Origin of the sequence: Phycicoccus avicenniae, assembly GCF_050496545.1 — a bacterium.
GTDB classification, from domain to species: domain Bacteria; phylum Actinomycetota; class Actinomycetes; order Actinomycetales; family Dermatophilaceae; genus Phycicoccus; species Phycicoccus avicenniae_A.
This window is the reverse complement of record NZ_JBNVZV010000009.1, coordinates 1-21,072: the sequence shown is the minus strand read 5'-3', so window position 1 is coordinate 21,072 and position 21,072 is coordinate 1. Positions and strand designations below refer to the sequence as shown.

General features: G+C 74.2%; 17 protein-coding genes and 1 pseudogene. 10 read left to right on the top strand and 8 right to left on the bottom strand.

Annotation, left to right across the window (positions count from 1 at the left end; genetic code table 11):
- Positions 1 to 234 precede the first annotated feature (234 nt).
- Genes ACQZ2A_RS09525 through ACQZ2A_RS09510 form a run of 4 tightly spaced genes read right to left on the bottom strand, consistent with a single transcriptional unit; the run spans position 235 to position 3,597 of the window.
- Positions 235 to 987 carry an SDR family oxidoreductase gene (locus ACQZ2A_RS09525; protein ID WP_430210034.1) on the bottom strand — a complete coding sequence of 251 codons (753 nt, stop codon included), beginning with the start codon at positions 985 to 987 and terminating at the stop codon, positions 235 to 237.
- Positions 984 to 1,475, bottom strand: coding sequence for a cupin domain-containing protein (locus ACQZ2A_RS09520; protein ID WP_430210031.1), 492 nt, complete (start codon positions 1,473 to 1,475; stop codon positions 984 to 986). The genes ACQZ2A_RS09525 and ACQZ2A_RS09520 overlap by 4 nt, the downstream gene beginning before the upstream one ends.
- Positions 1,472 to 2,824, bottom strand: a complete 1,353-nt coding sequence (locus tag ACQZ2A_RS09515; protein WP_430210028.1) for an amidohydrolase family protein — start codon at positions 2,822 to 2,824, stop codon at positions 1,472 to 1,474. The genes ACQZ2A_RS09520 and ACQZ2A_RS09515 overlap by 4 nt, the downstream gene beginning before the upstream one ends.
- On the bottom strand, positions 2,821 to 3,597 hold the full coding sequence (locus tag ACQZ2A_RS09510) for an S-methyl-5'-thioinosine phosphorylase (RefSeq protein ID WP_430210025.1): 777 nt from the start codon (positions 3,595 to 3,597) through the stop codon (positions 2,821 to 2,823). The genes ACQZ2A_RS09515 and ACQZ2A_RS09510 overlap by 4 nt, the downstream gene beginning before the upstream one ends.
- Positions 3,598 to 3,659: 62 nt before the next feature.
- Here ACQZ2A_RS09510 and ACQZ2A_RS09505 point away from each other — a divergent pair, with 62 nt between their 5' ends.
- From ACQZ2A_RS09505 to ACQZ2A_RS09495, 3 genes are all read left to right on the top strand, one after another.
- Positions 3,660 to 5,201 carry a gamma-glutamyltransferase gene (locus ACQZ2A_RS09505; RefSeq protein WP_430210022.1) on the top strand — a complete coding sequence of 514 codons (1,542 nt, stop codon included), beginning with the start codon at positions 3,660 to 3,662 and terminating at the stop codon, positions 5,199 to 5,201.
- 160 nt (positions 5,202 to 5,361) lie between these two features.
- On the top strand, positions 5,362 to 8,670 hold the full coding sequence (locus ACQZ2A_RS09500) for a S8 family serine peptidase (RefSeq protein ID WP_430210019.1): 3,309 nt from the start codon (positions 5,362 to 5,364) through the stop codon (positions 8,668 to 8,670).
- 106 nt (positions 8,671 to 8,776) lie between these two features.
- Complete coding sequence (locus ACQZ2A_RS09495; RefSeq protein WP_430210016.1) at positions 8,777 to 10,135, top strand: MATE family efflux transporter; 1,359 nt, start codon at positions 8,777 to 8,779, stop codon at positions 10,133 to 10,135.
- A 27-nt stretch (positions 10,136 to 10,162) separates the two neighbouring features.
- On the opposite strand, the gene ACQZ2A_RS09490 is transcribed toward ACQZ2A_RS09495, so the two are convergent.
- The gene (locus ACQZ2A_RS09490; RefSeq protein WP_430210014.1) at positions 10,163 to 11,389 is read right to left on the bottom strand and encodes an acetyl-CoA hydrolase/transferase family protein; all 1,227 of its coding nucleotides are present in this window, start codon (positions 11,387 to 11,389) and stop codon (positions 10,163 to 10,165) included.
- Between the two features lie 96 nt (positions 11,390 to 11,485).
- Between ACQZ2A_RS09490 and ACQZ2A_RS09485 the strand changes: the two genes are divergently transcribed.
- From ACQZ2A_RS09485 to ACQZ2A_RS09470, 4 genes are all read left to right on the top strand, one after another.
- Complete coding sequence (locus ACQZ2A_RS09485; protein ID WP_430210011.1) at positions 11,486 to 11,761, top strand: DUF2277 domain-containing protein; 276 nt, start codon at positions 11,486 to 11,488, stop codon at positions 11,759 to 11,761.
- Positions 11,762 to 12,216: 455 nt separating this feature from the next.
- Positions 12,217 to 13,587: a replicative DNA helicase gene (gene dnaB, locus ACQZ2A_RS09480; RefSeq protein WP_430210008.1), complete on the top strand. Its 1,371-nt coding sequence runs from the start codon at positions 12,217 to 12,219 to the stop codon at positions 13,585 to 13,587.
- A 170-nt stretch (positions 13,588 to 13,757) separates the two neighbouring features.
- Positions 13,758 to 14,738 carry a GTP pyrophosphokinase gene (locus tag ACQZ2A_RS09475; RefSeq protein ID WP_430210005.1) on the top strand — a complete coding sequence of 327 codons (981 nt, stop codon included), beginning with the start codon at positions 13,758 to 13,760 and terminating at the stop codon, positions 14,736 to 14,738.
- A 31-nt stretch (positions 14,739 to 14,769) separates the two neighbouring features.
- A complete protein-coding gene (locus tag ACQZ2A_RS09470; RefSeq protein ID WP_430210002.1) occupies positions 14,770 to 16,728 on the top strand; it encodes a glycoside hydrolase family 30 beta sandwich domain-containing protein in 1,959 nt (652 codons plus the stop codon).
- A 14-nt stretch (positions 16,729 to 16,742) separates the two neighbouring features.
- Here ACQZ2A_RS09470 and ACQZ2A_RS09465 read toward each other — a convergent pair whose 3' ends face one another.
- Entirely contained in the window at positions 16,743 to 17,417 is a 675-nt protein-coding gene (locus ACQZ2A_RS09465) for a TetR/AcrR family transcriptional regulator (protein ID WP_430209999.1), read from the bottom strand.
- 92 nt (positions 17,418 to 17,509) lie between these two features.
- Between ACQZ2A_RS09465 and ACQZ2A_RS09460 the strand changes: the two genes are divergently transcribed.
- Positions 17,510 to 18,193: a DUF4386 domain-containing protein gene (locus ACQZ2A_RS09460; protein WP_430209997.1), complete on the top strand. Its 684-nt coding sequence runs from the start codon at positions 17,510 to 17,512 to the stop codon at positions 18,191 to 18,193.
- 13 nt (positions 18,194 to 18,206) lie between these two features.
- Here the strand turns inward: ACQZ2A_RS09460 and ACQZ2A_RS09455 are convergent, their stop codons facing one another.
- Complete coding sequence (locus tag ACQZ2A_RS09455; protein WP_430209995.1) at positions 18,207 to 19,013, bottom strand: alpha/beta fold hydrolase; 807 nt, start codon at positions 19,011 to 19,013, stop codon at positions 18,207 to 18,209.
- 170 nt (positions 19,014 to 19,183) lie between these two features.
- Between ACQZ2A_RS09455 and ACQZ2A_RS09450 the strand changes: the two genes are divergently transcribed.
- Together ACQZ2A_RS09450 and ACQZ2A_RS09445 are read left to right on the top strand one after the other, a co-directional pair.
- Positions 19,184 to 19,819: a hypothetical protein gene (locus tag ACQZ2A_RS09450; protein WP_430209992.1), complete on the top strand. Its 636-nt coding sequence runs from the start codon at positions 19,184 to 19,186 to the stop codon at positions 19,817 to 19,819.
- Between the two features lie 43 nt (positions 19,820 to 19,862).
- Positions 19,863 to 20,807, top strand: coding sequence for a GNAT family N-acetyltransferase (locus tag ACQZ2A_RS09445; RefSeq protein WP_430209990.1), 945 nt, complete (start codon positions 19,863 to 19,865; stop codon positions 20,805 to 20,807).
- Here the strand turns inward: ACQZ2A_RS09445 and ACQZ2A_RS09440 are convergent.
- Positions 20,754 to 21,072: pseudogene (locus ACQZ2A_RS09440) on the bottom strand (lytic transglycosylase domain-containing protein); the annotation flags it as partial. The gene ACQZ2A_RS09445 and the pseudogene ACQZ2A_RS09440 overlap by 54 nt on opposite strands.

Here is a 21,072-nt window from a genome sequence, read left to right as displayed (position 1 = left end):
AGATGCGCGCCCCACCGCATGCGACCCGGCTTCGTTGCGGGGTCGTTACCGAGGAGTTCCGATGCCCCGGCGTGCTTGGGTCGGATGGGGCGGATGGGACCAGAGCGGCCCGGGTGGAGCGGACCTCCGAGGGACCTACGGGCGACCGGCCGACGACACGCAGTGCCCGGTCGTGCTGCGGTGCGTGCTCGTGCGAGAGGCGTCGGCGGTCATCGTGTCGTCCGTCGGACCGGGTCACCAGCCGGGGGCGGCCGACCATCCCGCGTCGACCGCGACGGTGGTGCCCGTGATGCCCGACGCCGCGGGCGAGGAGAGGAACGCGATGGTCGCGGCCACCTCGAGGGCGAGCACCGGCCGCCCGAGCGCCGAGGCCGCCCGCCAGCGCGCGACCCCCTCGGGCCAGTCCTGCTCCAGGCCCTCCCGGTGGACGAGCCCGGGCGCCACACCGACCACCCGCACCCCTCGGCGACCCAGGACCTGGGCCGAGCTCGCGACGAGGTGGTGCAGCGCGGCCTTGGTCGCGCCGTAGGCGGCGCCGGCCGCGGTGGCGCGCACGCCCTCGACCGACCCGACGACCACGACCACGCCGCCGTCGGTCATCCGGGTGGTGGCCCCGCGCAGCAGCGCCGCGCTCGGCCGCAACCCCCCGACGAGGTGGGCGTCCCACGCGGCGGTGTCGAGGTCGTCCCAGGGGAGGTGGTCCTGCGGGGCGGCGTTGAGCACGAGCACCGACGGCTCGCCGACCTCGGCGGCGCACCGGTCGAGGAGGTCGGCGACGGCGGCGTCGAGGCCTGCGGCGTCCACCACCGCGAGGTCGGCGTGCAGCGCGACACCCCGCCGACCGGTGTGCTCGACCTGCCGGCAGGTCCCGGCGGCGCCGTCCGCGTCGCCGCGGTAGTGGACGCCGACGTCGTGTCCGGCCGCGGCCAGCGCCACCGCGACGGCGCGGCCGAGGCCGCCGCTCGCCCCGGTGACGAGGGCGGTCACCGCATCCGCCCGGCCGGCTGCTCGCGGGTCAGGGTCTGGATCTCGGCCGTGAAGGTGGGGTACTCCTCGGTGAGCGCGGCGCGCTCGCCGAGCTCGAAGTGCTCGGGGCGGAAGGCCGGGGCGCACCAGCAGGACAGGAGGGTCCAGTACCCGAGGGTGGTGGCGCCCATCCACGTGTTCTTGCGGACGAGGACCTGGGCGTGCTCCTCGCCGACGTAGTTGAGGACACCCGAGCCGCCCGGGCGCAGCCGAAGCAGCGCCGCCGGGTCGCCGGCCAGCCACTGCCACCCCTCGTCGATGGTCAGCCGGTGCATCGCCGAGAAGCCGTCGGGGCGGTTGGTGAGGAGCACGGTGATGGCGTTGAGGCCCTGGGTGCGCGGACCGGCCACGTACCAGGCACCCTCCTCCGGGATCGGGACCATCCCGAGCCGCTCGATGACCTCCTCCGCGCTCTCGGCGGGGGGCGGGGTGACGGGGAGGCTGCTCACGGCTGCTCCGCCGCCGCCCGGGCGGCCGCTCCCGCGGTGGCGCCGCGCTCGCGGGCCCGGGCCAGCAGGTCGGCGGTGTCGAGCCGGGTGCTCCGGCCGGCGCGGACGACCACCTCGCCGTCGACGAGCACGTCGGTGACGTCGCTGCGCCCGGCGGCGAAGACGAGGAGGGCGTGCACGTCGTGGACGGGCGTGAGGTGCGGGCGCTCGAGGTCGAGGAGGACGAGGTCGGCGCGCTTGCCGACCTCGACCGAGCCGACGAGGTCGCCGAGGCCGAGGGCGTGCGCTCCGTCGACGGTGGCCGCGCGCAGCACCTCGTGGGCGCTCGCGACGTCGGGCCGCCCGCTCGTGAGCCGGGCGAGCAGCGCGGCCTGGCGCATCGACTGCCACATGTCGAGGTCGTTGGACGAGGAGCAGCCGTCGGTGCCGATGCCGAGCCGGACGCCGCTGCCGCGCACGTCCTCCCAGTGCAGGGCGCCGCTGGCCAGCTTCTGGTTCGAGCCCGCGCAGTGCGCCACGGCCCCGCCGGCCGCGGCGAGGAGCTCGCGGTCGGAGGGGGTGAGGTGCACCCCGTGGCCGGCGACGAAGGGTGCGGCGCCGTCGAGCCAGCCGGCGCCCGAGAGCACCTCCGTGGGCGTTGCGCCGTAGCGGCCGCGGACGTCGTCGTTCTCGAACGCGTTCTCCGAGACGTGGGTCGTGAGCAGCGTGCGGTGCCCGTCCCCCACCTCACCGAGCACCCGGGCGACCTCGGCGAGCTTCTCCGGCGAGCAGGTGTAGGTGGCGTGTGGCATCGCCGGGACGGGGACCTCAGGGCCACCGAGCGCGGTCATCGCGGCGGGCCAGGCCCGCATCAGGGCGATGCGCTCCTCCCAGGCGAGGCCGTCGGGGCCGGGGCCGTCCATGAACACCGGCCCGATGACGTGCCGGCTGCCGGCGGCCACCGCGCCGCGGTGCGCGGCCTCGTGGTGGAAGTACATGTCGAGCTGGGTGGTGCAGCCGCCGAGGAGGGACTCCAGGGCCCCGAGCGAGGCGCCGAGCTCGACGGTGGCGGGGTCCATCACGGCGCCCTCGGCCGCCCAGACCCGGGTGAGGAAGCCCTGGAGGTCGACGTCCTCGGCCAGACCGCGCAGCAGCGTCATCGGCAGGTGCGTGTGGAGGTTGACCAACCCCGGCATGAGCAGCCGGCCGCGGGCGTCGAGGACCTCGTCGGCGTCGACCGGCCCGTCGGCCGACGGTCGCACCTCGGTGATGGTGCCGTCCTCGACGACGACGGTGGTGTCGGTGAGGACGGTGTCGGCGTCGTCGACGGTGACGACGTACGACGCGCCCTCGATGGCCAGCCGGCTCATCCGGTGCCCTCCTCGGTGAACGTGGCGCGGGTGTGGACGAGCTCGTCGAGGACCGCGAGGACGGCTTCGCGGCTCGTGGCGAGCACGGCCTCGATGTCCTCCATCGTGATCGGCTCCTCGGAGTCACCGACCCCGGTGCAGGGGTTGACGACCAGCGCGACGGCGGCGTACCGGAGCCCGGCCTCGCGCGCGAGGACGACCTCGGGGACCCCGGTCATCCCCGCGACGTCGCCCCCGGCGAGGCGGGCGAGGCGGATCTCGGCGGCGGTCTCGAAGCGCGGCCCCTCGAAGGCCGCGTAGACCCCGCCGTCGCGCAGCGGGTGACCGGCCGCGACGGCGGCCTCGAGCAGCTCGCGGCGCAGCGCCGGGTGGTACGGCGTCGTGACGTCGACGTGGACGACGCCCTCGGGGCCACTGCCGTCGAAGAAGGTCAGCGGGCGCTGGCGGGTGAGGTCGAGGAAGTCGTCGAGGCAGAGCAGGTCGCCGGGCACCAGCCCGGGGTCGATCGAGCCGGTGACGTTGACGGCGAGCACGTCCTCGCAGCCGAGGTCGGCGAGGGCGCGGATGTTCGCGCGGTAGTTCACGAGGTGCGGCGGTACCGAGTGGCCGGGGCCGTGCCGGGTGAGGAAGACGACGGGCAGCCCGTGCCAGGACCCTCGGGTCACCCGGGCCGGGCCCCAGCGGGTGTCGATGCTCTCCTCGACGCGGTCCTCGAGCGCCTCGAGGTCGTAGAACCCGGTGCCGGCGATCACGGCGAGGGGCGGGCGGGTCATGCCCCCGAACGCTACCGGTCCGCCGGACGCCGGGCGACGGGACGTGGGGCGCCGGTGGCAGGATGCGGCGCGTGGGTCAGGTGGCGATCGCGGCGACCGGTCCGGTCTCGCTCGCGGCCGGCCGGACGGTGGCCCGCGCGGGCGGCAACGCCGTCGACGTCGCGGTGGCCGCGGCGCTCGCGGCGATGGCCACCGAGCCCGGCATCGTCTCGCTCGGTGGCGGCGCCTTCGTGTCGGTGTGGGCAGCGGGCGAGGAGCCCGTGGTGCTCGACGGCAACGTCGAGATGCCCGGCCGCGGCCTCCCCCGGGACGCCTTCGGGCGCGGTGTGCGCGAGGTGTACACCGAGTACGGCGGGGGCGTGACGATGTTCGCCGGCCACGGGTCGGTGGCCACCCCGCTCGCCGCCGCCGCCTGCGAGGACGCCGTGACCCGCTTCGGGGTAGCCCCGTGGGCCGAGGTCGTGGCCCCCGCAGCAGTAGCGTGCCGGGACGGCTACCCGATGGGGGCCGCCGCGGCCCGGTACCTGGGCTTCGTCGCCGACAGCCTCTTCGGGACCGACCCCGAGGCGCACGGTGTGGTCACCTCCTCCGACGGTGCCCCGCTGCGCGCTGGGCAGGTCGCCACCAACCCGATGCTCGCCGACGTCCTCGACCTCGTCGCGGCGCGCGGCGCGGGCGTCCTGACGACCGGCGAGGTGGGCCGGGCGATGGTTGCCGACATGGCCGCGCACGAGGGGCTGGTCACGGCGGCCGACCTCGAGCAGGCGGTGCCCGTCGAGCGGGTCCCGGTGCGGCGCATCGTCGGTGACTGGGACCTCGCCGTCAACCCGCCGCCGTCGGTGGGCGGGCCGATGCTGGCCGTGATGCTCGGCGAGCTGGCCCGGCACGGCTCCTACGACTGGGCCGACGTGCTCGCCGTGCAGCAGGCCGTCCTGCGCTACCGGTTCGAGGTGCACGACGTCGCCACCGACCTCGACGCCGCCGGCCACGCCCTGCTGTCCTCCGTCGACCGGCACGGCCTCGCCGGGCTGCCGACCTCGGCCTCCACCGCCCACGTCTCGACCGTCGACGCCGACGGGCTCGCCTGCGCCGTCACGGTGTCCGCCGGCTACGGCGCGGGGATCACGGTGCCCGGCACCGGGATGCTGCTCAACAACGCCCTCGGTGAGCCCGAGCTGAACCGGCTGGGGCTGCATGCGCTGGCGCCCGGTACCCGGCTCGCCTCGAACATGGCCCCGACCACCGGGCGGGCCGCCGACGGGCGCGTCATCGCCGTCGGGTCGCCCGGCGCGGACCGCATCACGACCGCCCTCATGCAGGTGCTGGGGCAGGGCTGCCTCCACGGCGCCGACCTGCGCACGGCCATCGAGGCGCCGCGCGTGCATGTGCGTTTCGACGCGTCGGGCCGCCCCGTCGTGGAGCACGAGTCCGACCCTGCCATCACCGCCGCGGTGCACGCCGCGGGCCTGCGCGCCACCGACCACGGGGCCCGCTCGATGTACTTCGGCGGCGTCGGTGCGGCCTACCGCCGCGAGGACGGCGAGCTGCTCGCCGCCGGTGACCCGCGCCGCGAGGCCGCGGTCGAGGTCGTCGCCGGCGCGTGAGCTCCGTTCCGCCGGAACGCGATGCGCGCCCGTTGGTAAAGCGGAGGTAAATCCTCGATCTCCTGCGCTTCTGCTGTTCCCCTGGCGCACTTTGCGTGGTTCCCTGTCGGCACCGATGCCCGATGCAGGCAGAGTGCATCTCGGGAAAGACAGGACACCGATGAGACACCCCATCCACCGACGGTCCGCGCGCGTCGCGCTCGCGGGCCTCGCAGCCGCAGCCCTCACCACGGGTTCGCTCGGGGCGGCCACCGCCGCCGGAGCCGACCGCAGTGACCCGGCGGCTCCGCTCGAGAAGGCCCCGCAGGCCACCCTCCAGACGAAGGAGGTGAAGGACCCCACGACGAGCCCCACCGAGCGCAAGCTCGGCCAGCACGACGTCGAGCTGCTCGACAAGGCGCAGGCCAAGGGCACCAAGCGGGTCACCCTGATCCTCGCCGTCGAGAAGGGCACGACCAAGGCCGTCGCGGACTCCATCCGCGCGCAGGGCGGCTGGGTCGGCATGACGAACGACAAGGTCGGCTACGTCCGCGCCAGCGTCCCCACCGGCGCCGTGGCCGAGGTCGCGGCCCTCTCGAAGGTCGACGCCGTCGACCTCGACGAGACGGTCAAGCTGCCCGCGCCCGCCGCGGACGGCAAGGGTGCCAAGACCAAGACCTACCCGGGCCCGGGGAAGAGCACCCCGAACGCCAACCCGTACATGCCGACCGACGAGACCGGCTCGGTGGACTTCAAGAAGTCCAACCCCCGCTGGGACGGCCGGGGCGTGACCATCGGTGTCCTCGACTCGGGTGTCGACCTCGACCACCCCGCGCTGCAGAAGACCTCCACCGGCGCGCGCAAGATCACCGACTGGGTCACCGCCACCGACCCGCTGCTCGACGGCGACGCCACCTGGCGCGCGATGCTCACGCCGGTCTCCGGCCCGAGCTTCAGCTACCAGGGCGCCACCTGGACGGCCCCGGCCGGCAGCTACCTCGTGAACCGCTTCTCGGAGGCGATCACCAAGGGCAGCGAGCCCGGCGGCGACGTCAACCGTGACGGAGACACCACCGACGTCTTCGGTGTCCTATACGACCCGGCCAGCCACGACATCTGGGTCGACGCGAACCAGGACAACGTCTTCGCGGCGAACGAGAAGATGCGCCCGTACCGCGAGAACGGCCAGTACTCGCACTTCGGCACGGACGACCCGAAGACCGACATCGTCGAGCGGATGCCCTTCACGGTCGAGTACCGCGAGGACGTCGACCTGACCCCGGCCGGGCTGCCCGGCCAGAAGGCCGACTTCGTCAACATCGGCATCGTCGAGGACGCCCACGGCTCCCACGTCGCGGGCATCGCGGCCGGTCACAGCCTGTTCGGCGGCAAGATGGACGGCCAGGCGCCCGGCGCCAACGTCGTCTCGTCGCGAGCCTGCACCTGGGGCGGCGGCTGCACCAACGCCGCGCTGACCGACGGCATGGTCGACCTCGTCGCCAACCGCGGCGTCGACGTCGTCAACATGTCGATCGGTGGCCTCCCGGCCCTCAACGACGGCAACAACGCCCGGGCGCAGCTCTACGACCGGCTCATCGACGTCTACGGCGTCCAGCTCTTCATCTCCGCCGGCAACAGCGGCGCGGGCATCAACACCATCGGTGACCCGTCCGTGGCCACCGACGTCGTGAGCGTCGCGTCCTCGGTGAGCAAGGAGACCTGGCTGGCCAACTACGGCTCGGTCGTCTCCAGCAAGCTCGCGCTGCACAACTACTCCTCGCGCGGCCCGCGCGAGGACGGCGGGTTCAAGCCGAACGTGATGGCCCCCGGCTCGGCGATCTCCACCGTGCCCCAGTGGCTCAAGCAGCCCGACCTCGCCGAGGCCGGCTACACGCTGCCCGTCGGCTACGCCATGTTCAACGGCACCTCGATGGCCTCCCCGCAGGCCGCCGGTTCCGCTGCGCTCCTGCTCTCGGCCGGCTTCCAGAGCGGGACGCCCATCACCCCGAAGCAGCTGCGTGAGGCGGTCTACACCTCGGCCGACTTCCAGAAGTCGCTCGAGGCCGCCGGTCAGGGCACGGGTCAGCTCGACGTCCCGGGTGCGTGGAAGCTCCTGCGCAAGAACCCGAAGACCGTCGACTACACGGCCACGGCCGACGTCTGCACCGCCCTCTCCGACTTCCTCGCGAAGCCCGGCAAGGGCACGGGCGTCTACAACGACTGCGCCGCCGGCAAGGGTGGCCAGAAGGTCGGCGAGAGCAAGACCTACCCCGTCACGGTGACCCGGACCTCCGGCGCCTCGGGTGCGGTCCAGCACAAGGTCCGCATCGTCGGCAACGACGGGACCTTCTCGGCGCCGTCCTCGGTGAACCTCCGCCAGGGCCAGCCGGTCGACGTCGCGGTCAAGGCCCGCGCGAAGACCGGTGGGCTGCACTCGGCGATCCTCGAGATCGACGACCCGAAGACGCCGCTCGTCGACCACCGCGTGATGCTGGCGGTCGTCGTCTCCACCGACCTGAAGGCGCCGTCGTACGCGACGAGCACCTCCGGCTCGGTGCAGCGCAACCTCTTCGAGCGCGTGTTCGTCACCGTCCCCGAGGGCACCAAGGCCCTCCAGGTCAACCTGTCGGGCATCGCCACGAAGAGCCAGGTGCGCTGGGTCGCGTTCAACCCGTACGGCGTCCCGGTCGACAGCACCGCGACGACGGCCTGCTACACGAACTTCAGCGACGTCGCGGCCTGCAAGCCGAGCTCGCGGTCCTACGCCAACCCGCTGCCGGGCGTGTGGGAGCTGATCGTGGAGTCGCGGCGCACCTCGCCGTTCCTGGACAACCCGTTCAAGGTCACGGCCGCCGTCCAGGGCGTCACCGTCGACCCGGCCATCCAGACCGTCGAGGCCACCACGGGTCAGTCGACCCCGGTCTCCTGGACCGTGAAGAACGACTTCGGTCCGGTGACCGTGACGCCGAGGGGCGGGCCGCTCGGCTCGGCCCACGCGGAGCGCGCCACCATCGCCGACGGTGACACCCTCGAGTACGAGGTCGCCGTGCCGGCCGGGGCCAGCCGCCTCGACGCCGTCATCGGCAACACCTCCGACCTCGGGGCCGACCTCGACCTGACGGTCTTCGGGCCGACGGGTGCGCAGGTCGGGCAGTCCGCCGACGGTGACTCCGAGGAGGCGGTCTCGATCGCCAACCCGGCGCCGGGCACGTACACGGTCGTCGTCGACGGCTACTCGGTGCCCGCGGGCACGACCCAGCTGGACTACCGCGACGTCTTCTTCTCCTCGGCGCTCGGCACCCTCTCGGTGCCGGCCGGCGCGGTGGCGCTCGACGGTGGCCAGTCGGTGGAGATCACCGGGGCGATCACGCCGCAGGCGGCGGCCGCGTCCGGTCGCCAGCTGTTCGGCGAGATGAACGTCGTCTCGTCCGAGGGCGCGGTCCTCGGGACCGGCTCGGTGCTCGTCGGCGGGACCCCCGCCACGAGCTGACGCACCATCCCCGTGGGGGCCCCGCCGGCAGCACGCCGGCGGGGCCCTCCCGCGTGCCGGGCGGACGTCGCGCGCCCCCGGCGGCGAGGCGTGCGAGAGTGCCGGGGTGAGCGCCAGCCCGGCCGACGGCCAGCACCGCGAGGTCCTGCGCCTCGCGCTCCCGGCCTTCCTCGCCCTCGTGGCCGAGCCGCTCTTCCTCCTGGTGGACTCCGCGATCGTGGGGCGCCTTGGGGTCGAGCCGCTCGCCGGCCTGGGGGTCGCGAGCGCGGTGCTGCTGACGGCCGCGAACATCTTCGTCTTCCTCGCCTACGGCACGACGAGCGTCGTCGCCCGCCAGCTCGGGTCCGGGTCGCGGGCCGGAGCGGTCGCGGCGGGCATCGACGGCACGTGGCTCGCGGTGGGCCTCGGCGCGGTGACCACGCTCGCGGTGGCGGGGGGCGCGCGGACCCTGTCGGGCCTGTTCGGTGCCTCGCCGGCCGTGCTCGAGGAGGCCACCACCTACCTGCGGGTGTCCGCGTTCGGGCTGCCCGCGATGCTCGTCGTCCTCGCGACGACCGGTGTCCTGCGGGGGTTGCAGGACACCCGGACTCCTCTGTTCGCGGCGCTGGCCGGCTTCACCGCCAACGGGCTGCTCAACGTCTGGTTCGTCCACGGCCTCGGGTGGGGCATCGCCGGGTCGGCGTGGGGGACGGTCATCGCCCAGTACGGGATGGCCGTGGCGCTCGTCGTCGTGCTCGTCCGGGAGGCCGGCCGCACCGGGGTGCCGCTGCGGGCCCACCCGGGCCGGGTGCTCGCGGCCGCGCGCGACGGCGTGCCCCTCCTCGTGCGGACCCTGGCCCTGCGGGGTGTCCTCGTCCTCACCACCTGGGTCGCGGCCGGCCTCGGCGACGTGCCGCTGGCCGGCTACCAGGTGACGGCGACCATCTGGTCCTTCCTCACCTTCGCCCTCGACGCGCTGGCCATCGCGGCGCAGGCCATCACCGGCAAGGCGCTCGGCGCCGGCGACCTCGCGACGACCCGGGCCGCGACCCGCCTGATGGTGCGCTGGGGCATCCTCGGCGGAGTCGTGCTCGGGCTCGTCGTGCTGCTCGTGCGGCCCTGGGTCGGACCGCTGTTCACGCCCGACGCCGGCGTCCAGGCGGCGGTCGCCGCCGGGCTCCTCGTCGTGGCGCTGGGGCAGCCGCTCTCGGGGTTCGTCTTCGTCGTCGACGGCGTCCTCATCGGCGCGGGCGACGGCCGCTGGCTGGCGGGGGCGATGCTCGCCACGCTCGCCGCCTACCTCCCGGTGGTCCTCGCGGTGCACTTGGCCGGCGACTGGTTGCTCCAAGGTGGTTCTGCCAAGGGGCAGTCCGACGCCGTGACCTGGTTGTGGCTCGCCTTCACCGTCTTCATGGGGGTGCGCGGCACGCTCATGTGGCTGCGCGTGCGCACCGACCGGTGGATGGTGGTCGGCGCGAGCCGGTGACGGATGGTGACGCAGGAGCGGTGTCGCTCAGGCGAGCCCGAGGGCCCGCGCCTCCTCCCAGAGCTCGTCGCGCACGTCGGGGTGCGCGGCGTCGCGGATGATGTGCCGGCACTGCCCGCGCTGGTCGTAGCCGAACAGCTCGGCGGCGCCCTGCTCGGTGACGATCGCGGTCTGCTGCACGCTGGTCACCGGCTCGTCGAGGAGCGGGACGACGGTGGAGCAGTTCGCCTTCGGGTGCCACGAGCGCAGCGCGATGAACGACTGGCCGCCGGGTGAGTGCAGCGCGCCGACCACGAAGTCGGTCTGCCCGCCGAAGCCGGAGTGGATGCGCGCGTCGATGCGCGAGGCGTTGGCCTGGCCGAACAGGTCGACCTCGAGGGCCGAGTTCACCGACGTCATCGCGCGCTGGCGGGCGATGAGGCCGGGGTCGTTCGTGGTCTCGGTGCGCGTCATCCGCACCCGCGGGTTGCCGTCGACCCAGTCGTAGAGGTCCTGCGACCCGAAGAGGAAGGACGTCGTCAGCGGGTGGTCCGGGTCGAGGGCCCCGGCGCGGTCGAGCGCGACGACGCCGTCGGAGAACATCTCGGTCCACACCCGCAGCCCGCGCCGGCCGGTGAGCGCGGCGATGGTCGCGTCGGGGATGCCGCCGATCCCCGCCTGGAGCGTGGCACCGTCGGGCACCCGGTCCGCGATGCGCTCGCCGATGAGGCGGCTGTCGTCGTCCGGCACGAGGGGGGCGTGCGACGGCACCGGCACGGACACCTCGACGGCGAGGTCGACGAGCGAGGTGTCGAGCAGCGCGTCGCCGCCGGTGTAGGGCATCCGGTCGTTCACGACCGCGACGACGAGCCCGGAGCGGGCCCGGCAGGCCTCGACGGCGGCGGGCAGGACGTTGACCTCGATGCCGAGCGAGAGCATCCCGTCGCGGGGCGGGGCGCACTGCACGATGACGACGTCGGGGGCCAGCGGCCCGGCGTAGAGCACGGGGACGAGCGAGAGCCGGCTCGGGACGTAGGACAGGTTCGGGTGGCGCCGCATCCCGCTCCCGACGAAGCAGGTCTCGGCGGTGACGCCGGGCCGCTCGGGGATGCCCGGCGGCGCGTTGAGTGCGTGGAGGACGTACTCCTCGCGGGCGGCGTCGAGGGTGTGGACCGCCTCCCAGGGGACCGCGACGTTGCCGGAGACGACGACGCGGGGGCGACCGGGGAGGGCGGCGAGGTGGCGGCCGAGCTGCTCGAGACCCACGGTTCTCATGGCAGCCAGTCTGCTCCCGTCGAGCGCGCGACACACCGCAGGTGAGGCTGTCCTGGCCCCTCGCCACCTGCGGCGACCGCGCCTACGGTGGAGGGCATGTGCCGCAACATCCGCCAGCTCCACAACTTCGAGCCGCCCGCGACCACGGACGAGGTGCGCGCCGCGGCCCTCCAGTACGTCCGCAAGGTCAGCGGTGCCACTCGCCCGTCGCAGGCCAACGAGGACGCCTTCGCGCGGGCCGTGGAGGAGGTCGCGCACGCCACGCAGCACCTGCTCGACGCGCTCGTGACCAGCGCCCCGCCGAAGGACCGCGAGGTCGAGGCGGCCAAGGCGCGGGCGCGCGCCGCCGAACGGTACGGCCGGGCCGGCTGAGGCCGGTCGCAGTCCTCATCACCGTGGCGCGGCGGCACCACGCGGGCTCGGCCGAACGGCCCGTCGAGGTGCCCGTCCGAACGGGCGGGGGAGGCCGCCGACACCCCGCGGCGCGGCGCGCCCCCTGTGGACCGGGACACGCCCGAGACTTTCTGCGGTGCACATGCCGTGGACGACGTCATCGCAGGTCAGCGCCTTGCTGGGAGCCCACTGGGCGCGGTGTCCACAGGGTTGTCCACCGACGGTGCACAACGTTGCCGGGCGTTTTCCCCACGTTCTCCACAGACCGTCCCCAGCCGTTCGGCCCCCCGGCTTGGAGGGCGCGCGCGCAGGTCCTACGGTGACTGCGGCGCCCCCGCTGTCGGTGCTCTCTGGTGACCTTGTCAGAGTCCGACGGCCACGGTGCGGACCCCCTCGAGGAGGGGCCAGGACCAGTCGGTGAAGGGGAGCAACAGGTGAGCATCGCGGAGCTGAGCGAGGCCTTCGCCGGACCGTCCGAGCGCCCCGACGAGCGGGTGCCGCCGCAGGACCTGCACGCCGAGCAGTCGGTGCTGGGCTCGATGCTCCTCGACAAGGACGCCATCGCCGACTGCCTCGAGGAGGTCAAGGCCCACGACTTCTACCGGCCGGCCCACGAGGCGATCTTCGACGCCGTCCTCGACCTCTTCGGCCGCGGCGAGCCCGCCGACGCCATCACCGTCGCCGACGAGCTGACCAAGCGCGGCGACCTCGCCCGGGTCGGCGGCCAGGCCTACCTCCACCAGCTGATCCAGTCGGTGCCCACGGCGGCCAACGCCGGCTACTACGCCGAGATCGTCCACGAGCGGGCGGTGCTGCGCCGGCTCGTCGAGGCCGGCACGCGCATCGTGCAGATGGGCTACGGGCAGGGCGAGGGCGACATCGACGAGATCGTCAACCGGGCCCAGGCCGAGGTGTACTCCGTCGCCGAGAAGCGCGGCGGCGAGGACTACCACGCGCTCGGCGAGCTGCTCAACGAGACGATGGAGGAGATCGAGGCCGCCTCGGGGCGCACCGACGACCTCATCGGCGTGCCCACCGGCTTCCTCGAGCTCGACGCGCTGACCCACGGCCTGCACCCGGGCCAGATGATCGTCGTCGCGGCGCGCCCGGCCGTGGGCAAGTCCACGCTCGGCATCGACATCGTGCGGGCCGCGGCCATCAAGCACGACATGGCCGCGGCGGTGTTCTCCCTCGAGATGAGCCGCACCGAGATCACGATGCGCATCCTCTCCGCCGAGGCCACCATCCAGCTCCAGGACCTGCGCCGCGGCCTGAAGAACCAGGACCAGTGGACCAAGCTCGCGCGGATCATGGGCAAGATCTCCAACGCCCCGCTGTTCATCGACGACAGCCCGAACATGTCGCTCATGGAGATCCGGGCCAAGGCGCGCCGGCTCAAGCAGCAGCACAACCTCAAGCTCATCGTCATCGACTACCTGCAGCTGATGACCAGCGGCAAGAAGGTCGAGTCGCGTCAGCAGGAGGTCGCCGAGTTCTCGCGTGCGCTCAAGCTGCTCGCCAAGGAGATCGAGGTGCCGGTCATCGCGATCAGCCAGCTGAACCGAGGCCCCGAGCAGCGCACCGACAAGCGCCCGCAGATGTCGGACCTGCGTGAGTCGGGCTCGATCGAGCAGGACGCCGACGTCGTCATCCTCCTGCACCGCGACCGCTCGGACCCCGAGCGCGACGGCGAGGCCGACGTCATCGTCGCCAAGCACCGCAACGGCCCCACCGCCGACCTCGTGCTCGCCTTCCAGGGCCACTACTCGCGCTTCAACAACATGGCCCGCGACGGCGGCTTCTGACCTCCTGACCCGGTCGCCGTACTGCGCCGCCGGGGTCCGCCTGTCGTGCCGGTGTCCCGCTGCCCCGCCGGGGCACCACGGCACCCCGGCGAGACAAGGCCGCCCCGGCGACGCGGGGTGGCCCCGGCGCGGTGGGCGCTCCGAGGCACCGGCCGTGGGAGGGTGAGGCCATGTCCCTGCGCCGCATCGACCGCGCCGTGGCCGGGTACTCGGCCCTGCGCCCCCGGCTGGTCCCGGCGACCGAACAGTTCGTCGCGGACGTCACGGCGACCATCGACGAGGCGGGCATCAACTACCTGAGCGTCACCGGCCGCACCAAATCGGTGGCCTCGTTCGCCGGCAAGGCCCGCGGCGTGCTCGCGACGAGCCCCGGTGACGACCCGCTCGTGGCCGTCACCGACCAGGTGGGCGTGCGCGTCATCACCTACGTCCAGCGCGACATCGACGCGGTCGCCGACCTGCTCGCCGAGCAGTTCACCGTCCTCGACGACCGCGACCTCGGCGTCGAGACCGCCGCCGCCGGCCGCTTCGGCTACGCGAGCCGGCACCTGCTCGTCTCCCGTTCCCCCGGAACCGATGTCGGCTACGAGCCGCTCGAGTGCGCGTCGGTGCAGCTGCGCACGGTGCTGCAGCACGCGTGGGCCGAGTTCGAGCACGACATCCGCTACAAGGGCACGGTCCCGCCCGAGCAGGTCCCCGACCTCGACCGCCGGTTCACGCTCGCCGCCGGCCTGCTCGAGCTCGCCGACCGCGAGTTCCAGACCATCCGCGACCGGCTCCAGGCCGGCTTCGGGACCAGCGACGTCGACACCGCCGACGCCCTCGACCCGCGCATCAGCGCCCCGGAGCTCGCGACCTTCCTCGCGGGCCGGTACTCGAGCGCCGGCTGGTCGCGCACGGAGCACTACGAGTGGATCTCCGGGCTGCTGCTCGAGCTCGGCATCGCCTCCCTCGACGAGCTGAGCGCGGCGCTGCGCGACGTCGACAGCGCCGCCGTCACCGACGCGATGGGGTACCGGTACCCGCCGGGGGCGGTGCGCCGGCTCGACGACGACCTGCTCGCCCACTTCGGTGGGGCCTACGTCGCCCTGCACGGCAACGCCCACCGCCGCGAGGCCCTCGACGCCCGGCGGGCCCGCCTCTCCGGTTGACAGCCGTGGTGGGTGGTCGTTGACTCGACGGATGCGCCGCACCACCGCCGTCGTGGGCGCCGCCGCTGCCGCGGTGACGCTGCTCGCCTCCACCGTCGCCGCCGACGCGGCACCCCGGGGGCAGCGGCCGCCGGACCGGCCACTGCAGGCACGGGTCGTGGTCACGACCCCCGACCGCGCCGAGCTGCTCCACGAGCGCGCGCCGGTCACCTTCGGCCGGGCCGCCAGCGACGCCCCGACCGTCGTCGTCGACCCGACGCAGCGGTTCCAGCCGATGGACGGCTTCGGCGCCTCGATCACCGACTCCTCGGCCGACGTCCTGTACCGCCTCTCGCCGGCGAAGCGCGAGCAGGCGATGCGCTCGCTCTTCGACCCCCGCTCCGGCATCGGCGTCAGCTTCCTGCGCCAGCCGATCGGCTCGTCGGACTTCACGGCGGCCGACGAGCACTGGACGTTCGACGACGTGCCGGCCGGCGAGACCGACTTCCCGTTGCGGCACTTCAGCATCGCCCGCGACGAGCGCCAGGTGCTGCCGCTCCTGCGCCGCGCCAAGCAGCTCAACCCGCAGCTCACCGTCCTCGCCACCCCGTGGAGCCCGCCGGCGTGGATGAAGACCGGCGACTCCCTCGTCGGCGCCCGGCTGAAGGACGACCCGAAGGTCTACGACGCCTACGCGCGGTACCTCGTGAGGTTCGTCCAGGCCTACGCGCGGGCCGGCGTGCCGGTGGACTACCTCACCGTCCAGAACGAGCCGCAGAACCGTGCGCCCAAGGAGTACCCCGGCACCGACCTCCCGGTCCGCCAGGAGGAGAAGGTCATCGAGGCCCTCGGCCCGATGCTCCGGAAGGCCTCCCCGCGCACGAAGATCCTCGCCTACGACCACAACTGGTCGACGCACCCGGACGACGTCGCCACCACGCCGCCGGGCGAGGACCCCGAGACCGACTACCCGTACCAGGTGCTGTCCTCGAAGGCCGCCCGATGGGTCGCCGGCACCGCGTACCACTGCTACTCCGGAGACCCGAGCGCGCAGTCGGCGCTGCACGATGCGTTCCCGCACAAGGGGATCTGGTTCACCGAGTGCTCCGGCTCCCACGGCCCGACCGACACCGACGAGCAGATCTTCCGAGGCACCCTCACCTGGCACGCGCGGAACATCATCATCGGCACGACGCGGAACTGGGCACGCTCGGCGGTGAACTGGAACATCGCGCTGGACGAGCGCGGTGGGCCGCACCTCGGGGGCTGCGACACCTGCACCGGGCTGCTGACCCTGATGGACGACGGCAGCGTGCGCAAGGACGCCGAGTACTACACGATCGGGCACGCCGCGAAGTTCGTCCGCCCCGGAGCCGTGCGCATCGCCAGCACCTCGTTCGGCACGACCGGCTGGAACGGCCAGGTGATGGACGTCGCCTTCCGCAACCCCGACGGCACCATCGCCCTGGTCGCGCACAACGAGAACGACGACCCCCGCACGGTCGCGGTCCGCTACGGCGACCGGACCTTCGAGTACACCCTCCCCGGAGGGGCGCTCGCGACCTTCACCTGGCCGGACGTGCTGCGCAGCCGCTGGGCCCAGGTGCCGACCCCGGACGCGACGGCCGCGGCCGTGCCCGCCGGGAACGCGCCGGACGTCGCCGCGATGGCCGTCGACGGCGACGCCTCGACCCGCTGGACCACGGGAGCCGCGCAGGTCCCCGGACAGCACCTCGACGTCGACCTCGGACGCGCGACGCGCTTCGACCGCGTCGCGCTCGACAGCGGCGGCAACCTCGGCGACCAGGCGCGCGGTTGGTCGCTCGCGACGAGCCGCGACGGGCGGACGTGGCGCACCGTCGCCTCGGGCACCAGCACGGCCCAGCTGACCGAGATCGCCGTGCCGCACAACCGTTCCCGCTGGTTGCGGGTCTCGACGACGCAGGCCGCGGACGCGTGGTGGAGCGTCGCCGACGTCCGCCTGTACCGCTCCACCGGCCACCACCGCTGAGGCGCTGGGGCCCCTCAGCGGGTCGGTGACTCCCAGCCGGTGACCCGGAGCCGGTCGAGGGCGTCGAGGAGCAGGTCGAGGGCGAAGGTGAACTCGAAGTTCTCGTCGCAGCCGGTGGCGCCCGGGCGGCGGGTCCGGGCCTCGGCCGCGACCGCGAGGATCGCGGGGTAGTCGGCGGGGTCGGGGACGGCAGAGGTGCGGGGGGTGGCCGATGCGCCCGCGGACTCGTCGAACAGCTCGGGGCTGAACCCCCAGATGCGGTTGCCGAGCGCGTGCATCCCGTGGTGCGCGAGGTCGGGGGTGAAGCCGCCGCCGAGGAGGAGCGCGGTCACCGCCTCCATGTGCCCGAGGACCGCCGGGGTGCGCACGGTCCGCGTCTCGATGGCCCGCCGCGCCCACGGGTGCCGCTGCACCGCGGCGCGAGCGGACAGGACGGTCCGGCGCACCGCGGCCCGCCAGTCGACGTCCTCGAGGCGTGCCGTGGCGACCTCGCCGAGGACGGTGTCGACCATGCCGTCGATCAGGTCCTCCTTGCCCCCGACGTGCTTGTACAGGGCCATCGGCACGACGCCGAGACGCTCGGAGAGGCGCCGCATGCTGACCGCGGCATCGCCCTGTTCGTCGGCGAGGGCCACGGCCTCGGTCAGCACGCGGTCCCGGCTGAGCGGCGTGCGGGGAGCGGGCGGCATCGGTCCTCCGGGGTTGACGAGGTGTACGCCGTAAACCTACCCTCCGAACATGAGGTGTACGCCGTACACCATCGAGCACCGAGGGATCGACGATGACCGACCGACGCACCACCGCCCGCCTCGCCGGCGGGCTGTTCCTCCTCACCCACGTCACCTCCGTCGGCGCCGTCCTGCTCTACGGGCCGGGTGGGACCGACCCAGCCGGCCGCCTCGGCGGACGCGGCCCCGTGCTCGCGGGAGCACTGCTCGAGGTGGTGCTGGCGGTGGCCGTCGTCGGGACGGCGGTGGCGCTGTACCCGCTCGTGCGGGAGCGGGGCCACGGGTCGGCCACGGCCTACGTCGCCCTCCGCACGCTCGAGGCGGCGGTCATCCTCACGGGCGTCGTGGCGCTGCTGCCGGTCGTCGCCGACCCCGGGTCGGCCGCGACCGCCGGCCTCGACCCGGGTGTGGCCCGGGCCTTCGTCGGCGTCCACGCGTGGACCTTCCTCGTGGGGCCCGGGCTGGTGTGCCCCGTGAACACGGTGGTGCTGGCGTGGCTGCTGCACCGCGACCACCTCGTCCCGCGCCCGGTGACCCTGCTGGGCCTGGTCGGAGGCCCGCTCATCGGCCTGGTGAACCTCGCGGTGCTCGCCGGCCTCACCTCGACCCTGGCCGTGGCCGCGCTCCCGATCTTCGCCTGGGAGGTCTCGCTCGCGGTGGTGCTCATCACCCGCGGCCTGCCCACCGCCCCGGTCCGGACCGGCGACCGGTCCCGGACCCTCGCGCCCACCGGTTGAGGACCTGCCGGCGTCAGTCGCCCGCCGTGGCCAGGTGGTCGCGCAGCAGGTCGACGAACCGCTCGGGATGCTCCATCGACGGCAGGTGCGCCGCGTCCGGCCAGTCGACGCGACGCACGTCCGGGAGGCCGGCCACCAGCCGGTCGGCCGCGTCGTGCGTCGTCTCGAGGTCGTGGCCGCCGACGAGGACGAGGGTCGGGGCGATGACCTCCGTCAGCCGGTCGAGCACGGGCGGGTCGAGCTCGTCCTCCTCGACGTCGTCGAAGGCGGCGCCCACCTCGAAAGCGTGTCGCTGCATGCTCCGGACCGCCTCCCGCACAACGGGATCGACGTCCTCGGCCCGGCGGGACGGCCCCACCACCCAGGTGTCCACGTTGACCTCGGCGGCCGCGTCCAGGTCCCCGGCCGCGAGGGCGGCCCGCTCGGCATCGGCGAAGGCGGCGAGGTCCGGCGTCCGGACGGCCAGCAGGCTCCCACCGGGGGGAGAGAGCGTGAGCGAGAGCACCCGGTCGGGAGCGACCACGGCGACCTCGGCGGCCACCCCGGCCCCGAACGAGGCGCCGACGAGGTGGCAGCGGCCGACGCCCAGCCCGTCGAGGAGGGCCAGCACGTCGTGACGGTGGGAGAGCGTTCCGTCCGGCAGCTCCGTCGACGACCCGAAGCCTCGCAGGTCGCAGCGGACGACGTCGAAGTCACGGGTCAGGCTGTCCCACAACGAGTCCCACATCCGCGAGTCGGCGACGCCCGCGTGCAGCAGAAGGATGGTCGGCGCGTCGCCGGGGCCGCCACGTTCGTGCGCCAGGAGGGAGGCGAGGGTCATCCGGCGGCTGCTCGTTCGGTCACCCGGTCAGTCAACCGTCCGGCGTCATCCGGGGACAACCGGGTTACCGCCCACGGCCCCGCTGACCGGCCGACCGCGACATCGACCGAACGGTCCGGATCGAGCCGTCCCGCCATCCGGATCGGCGTCGGCCTCGGACGATTCAGTCCATGCAGGGAGACTCGATGCAGGGGACCACGCGTGCCGAACGGCGACGCCAGGACGAGAAGGGGTCGCGCCGGCAGGCGCGACGCTCGGAGCGGCGCAGGCGTCGGTCACGCTCGCGCACCTCGCTGCCGAACGTCGTGGCCGAGCCCTCGCGCACCGAGCTGCTGCTCGTCGAGGACAAGGCCTCGCGCAGCGGCCGCCGGGCCTCCGAGCTCGCCCTGCGGGGCCGACGGCGCCGCCGCACGGCCGGCACGCTCGTCGCCGCGGCGACCCTCGCCCTGGCCGGTATCGGCGGGGCCACGTGGGCCGGTCTCGTCCCCGCAGACCTGGGCAGCGCCGCGATGCGGTTGGTCGGCGCCGACGCGCCGGGTGCCGGCACCGCCCGGAGCGCCGAGACCACCGACCCGGCGCCCGCCTCCGTGACCCCGTCCGCCCCGTCCGCCGCAGCGTCGGCCCCGGCCGCGGAGACGGCCGACGAGCGCCTCCTCTCGACGGTGGACCACTGCCGCGCCCTCAGTCGAGGGGAGCTCGACGTCAGCTCGGCCGGGTACCGGAGCCTCGTCGTCTCGGCCGGTTCCGCCGACCTCGACGCCTGGTGCGCCGACCTGACCGGCGACGCCGCCCGCACGCAGTCCTGACCCCGCGCCCCCGCGGACCACGCGTCCGTGGTGGGCTGGTGGGGTGCCGCCCCCCTCCGTCCCGGTCCGCGCGCTCGTCGTCGACGGCGCCAACGTCGTCGGCTCCCGGCCGGACGGCTGGTGGCGGGACCGCGCCGGGGCCGCCGCGAGGCTGCACGCCGGCCTCGTCGCAGCGCTGCTCCCGGACGTCGTCCTCGTCCTCGAGGGACGGGCGCGGGGCGGGGTGGACGAGGGGGCGACCGGCGGCATCCGGGTCGTCCACGCCGACGGCTCCGGTGACGACCGGATCGTCGAGGAGGTGGCGGCCGCGACCCGAGCCGGGCGCGCGGTCACCGTCGTCACGGCCGACCGCGAGCTCGTCGGGCGCGTGACCGCCCTGGGCGCCGACGTCCTCGGTCCGCGGACCCTCCTCGAGCGCCTCGACGCACCGGCCCCGCTGCCGCCGGTCCGGCTCCGGCCGCTGCGCGAGGACGACCTCGCCGTGCACGCCGCCGGATGCGACGCGCTCGTCGTCCGCTGGTCCGGCGGGGGACGGGAGAGCACCGACGAGGACCACCTCCGCTGGCTGCGGGCCAACGCGCGGGCCTGGTCCGAGGGGGCCGATCTGCTCGACCTCGCCGTCGAGGACGCGCTCACCGGCGAGCACGTCGGCGTCGTCGGCATCCAGCGGGCACGCCCCGAGCTCGAGCCCGGCGACGTCAACCTCACCTACGCCCTCTACGCGGGACGGCGTGGCCATGGGTATGCGCTCGCCGCCGTCCGTGCCGCGATGGAGCTCGCCGTCGAGCGGGGACCGGTGCGCCGCTTCGTCATCCGCTGCGACCCCGACAACACCGCGTCCGCCGCCGTGGCCCGGCGCGCCGGCTTCACGCCTCTCGGGGCCATCCAGGAGCCGGACGGTTCAGTCCTCCTCCGCCACGTCCTCGAGGCCGCGTCAGTACCAGTGCGGCGAGCGCGCCTGCCACGCCGACCACGCGGCACAGGGTGACCCGTAGGCGCGGTCGATGTAGTCCAGCCCCCACCGGATCTGGGTCGTCGGGTCCGTCAGCCAGTCGCTCCCGGCGCTGGCCATCTTCCAGCTCGGTAGGGCCTGGGGGATGCCGTAGGCCCCGGACGAGGGGTTCGTCGCGCTCCAGCTCCAGCCGGACTCGCCGTTCCAGAGGTCGACGAGGCAGCCGTACTGGCCGGAGCCCCAGCCGTGGCCTCCGACGAGCGCTGCTGCGGTGCGCTGGGCCGCCGCGGGGGAGCCGCCG

Bases quoted from the DNA above. Each gene is read 5' to 3' on its own strand.
- ACQZ2A_RS09515 (WP_430210028.1), bottom strand. From the start codon at position 2,824: ATGAGCCGGCTGGCCATCGAGGGCGCGTCGTACGTCGTCACCGTCGAC.
- ACQZ2A_RS09510 (WP_430210025.1), bottom strand. From the start codon at position 3,597: ATGACCCGCCCGCCCCTCGCCGTGATCGCCGGCACCGGGTTCTACGAC.
- ACQZ2A_RS09505 (WP_430210022.1), top strand. From the start codon at position 3,660: ATGCGGCGCGTGGGTCAGGTGGCGATCGCGGCGACCGGTCCGGTCTCG.
- ACQZ2A_RS09500 (WP_430210019.1), top strand. From the start codon at position 5,362: ATGAGACACCCCATCCACCGACGGTCCGCGCGCGTCGCGCTCGCGGGC.
- ACQZ2A_RS09490 (WP_430210014.1), bottom strand. From the start codon at position 11,389: ATGAGAACCGTGGGTCTCGAGCAGCTCGGCCGCCACCTCGCCGCCCTC.
- ACQZ2A_RS09485 (WP_430210011.1), top strand. From the start codon at position 11,486: ATGTGCCGCAACATCCGCCAGCTCCACAACTTCGAGCCGCCCGCGACC.
- ACQZ2A_RS09475 (WP_430210005.1), top strand. From the start codon at position 13,758: ATGTCCCTGCGCCGCATCGACCGCGCCGTGGCCGGGTACTCGGCCCTG.
- ACQZ2A_RS09470 (WP_430210002.1), top strand. From the start codon at position 14,770: ATGCGCCGCACCACCGCCGTCGTGGGCGCCGCCGCTGCCGCGGTGACG.
- ACQZ2A_RS09465 (WP_430209999.1), bottom strand. From the start codon at position 17,417: ATGCCGCCCGCTCCCCGCACGCCGCTCAGCCGGGACCGCGTGCTGACC.
- ACQZ2A_RS09460 (WP_430209997.1), top strand. From the start codon at position 17,510: ATGACCGACCGACGCACCACCGCCCGCCTCGCCGGCGGGCTGTTCCTC.
- ACQZ2A_RS09455 (WP_430209995.1), bottom strand. From the start codon at position 19,013: ATGACCCTCGCCTCCCTCCTGGCGCACGAACGTGGCGGCCCCGGCGAC.
- ACQZ2A_RS09450 (WP_430209992.1), top strand. From the start codon at position 19,184: ATGCAGGGAGACTCGATGCAGGGGACCACGCGTGCCGAACGGCGACGC.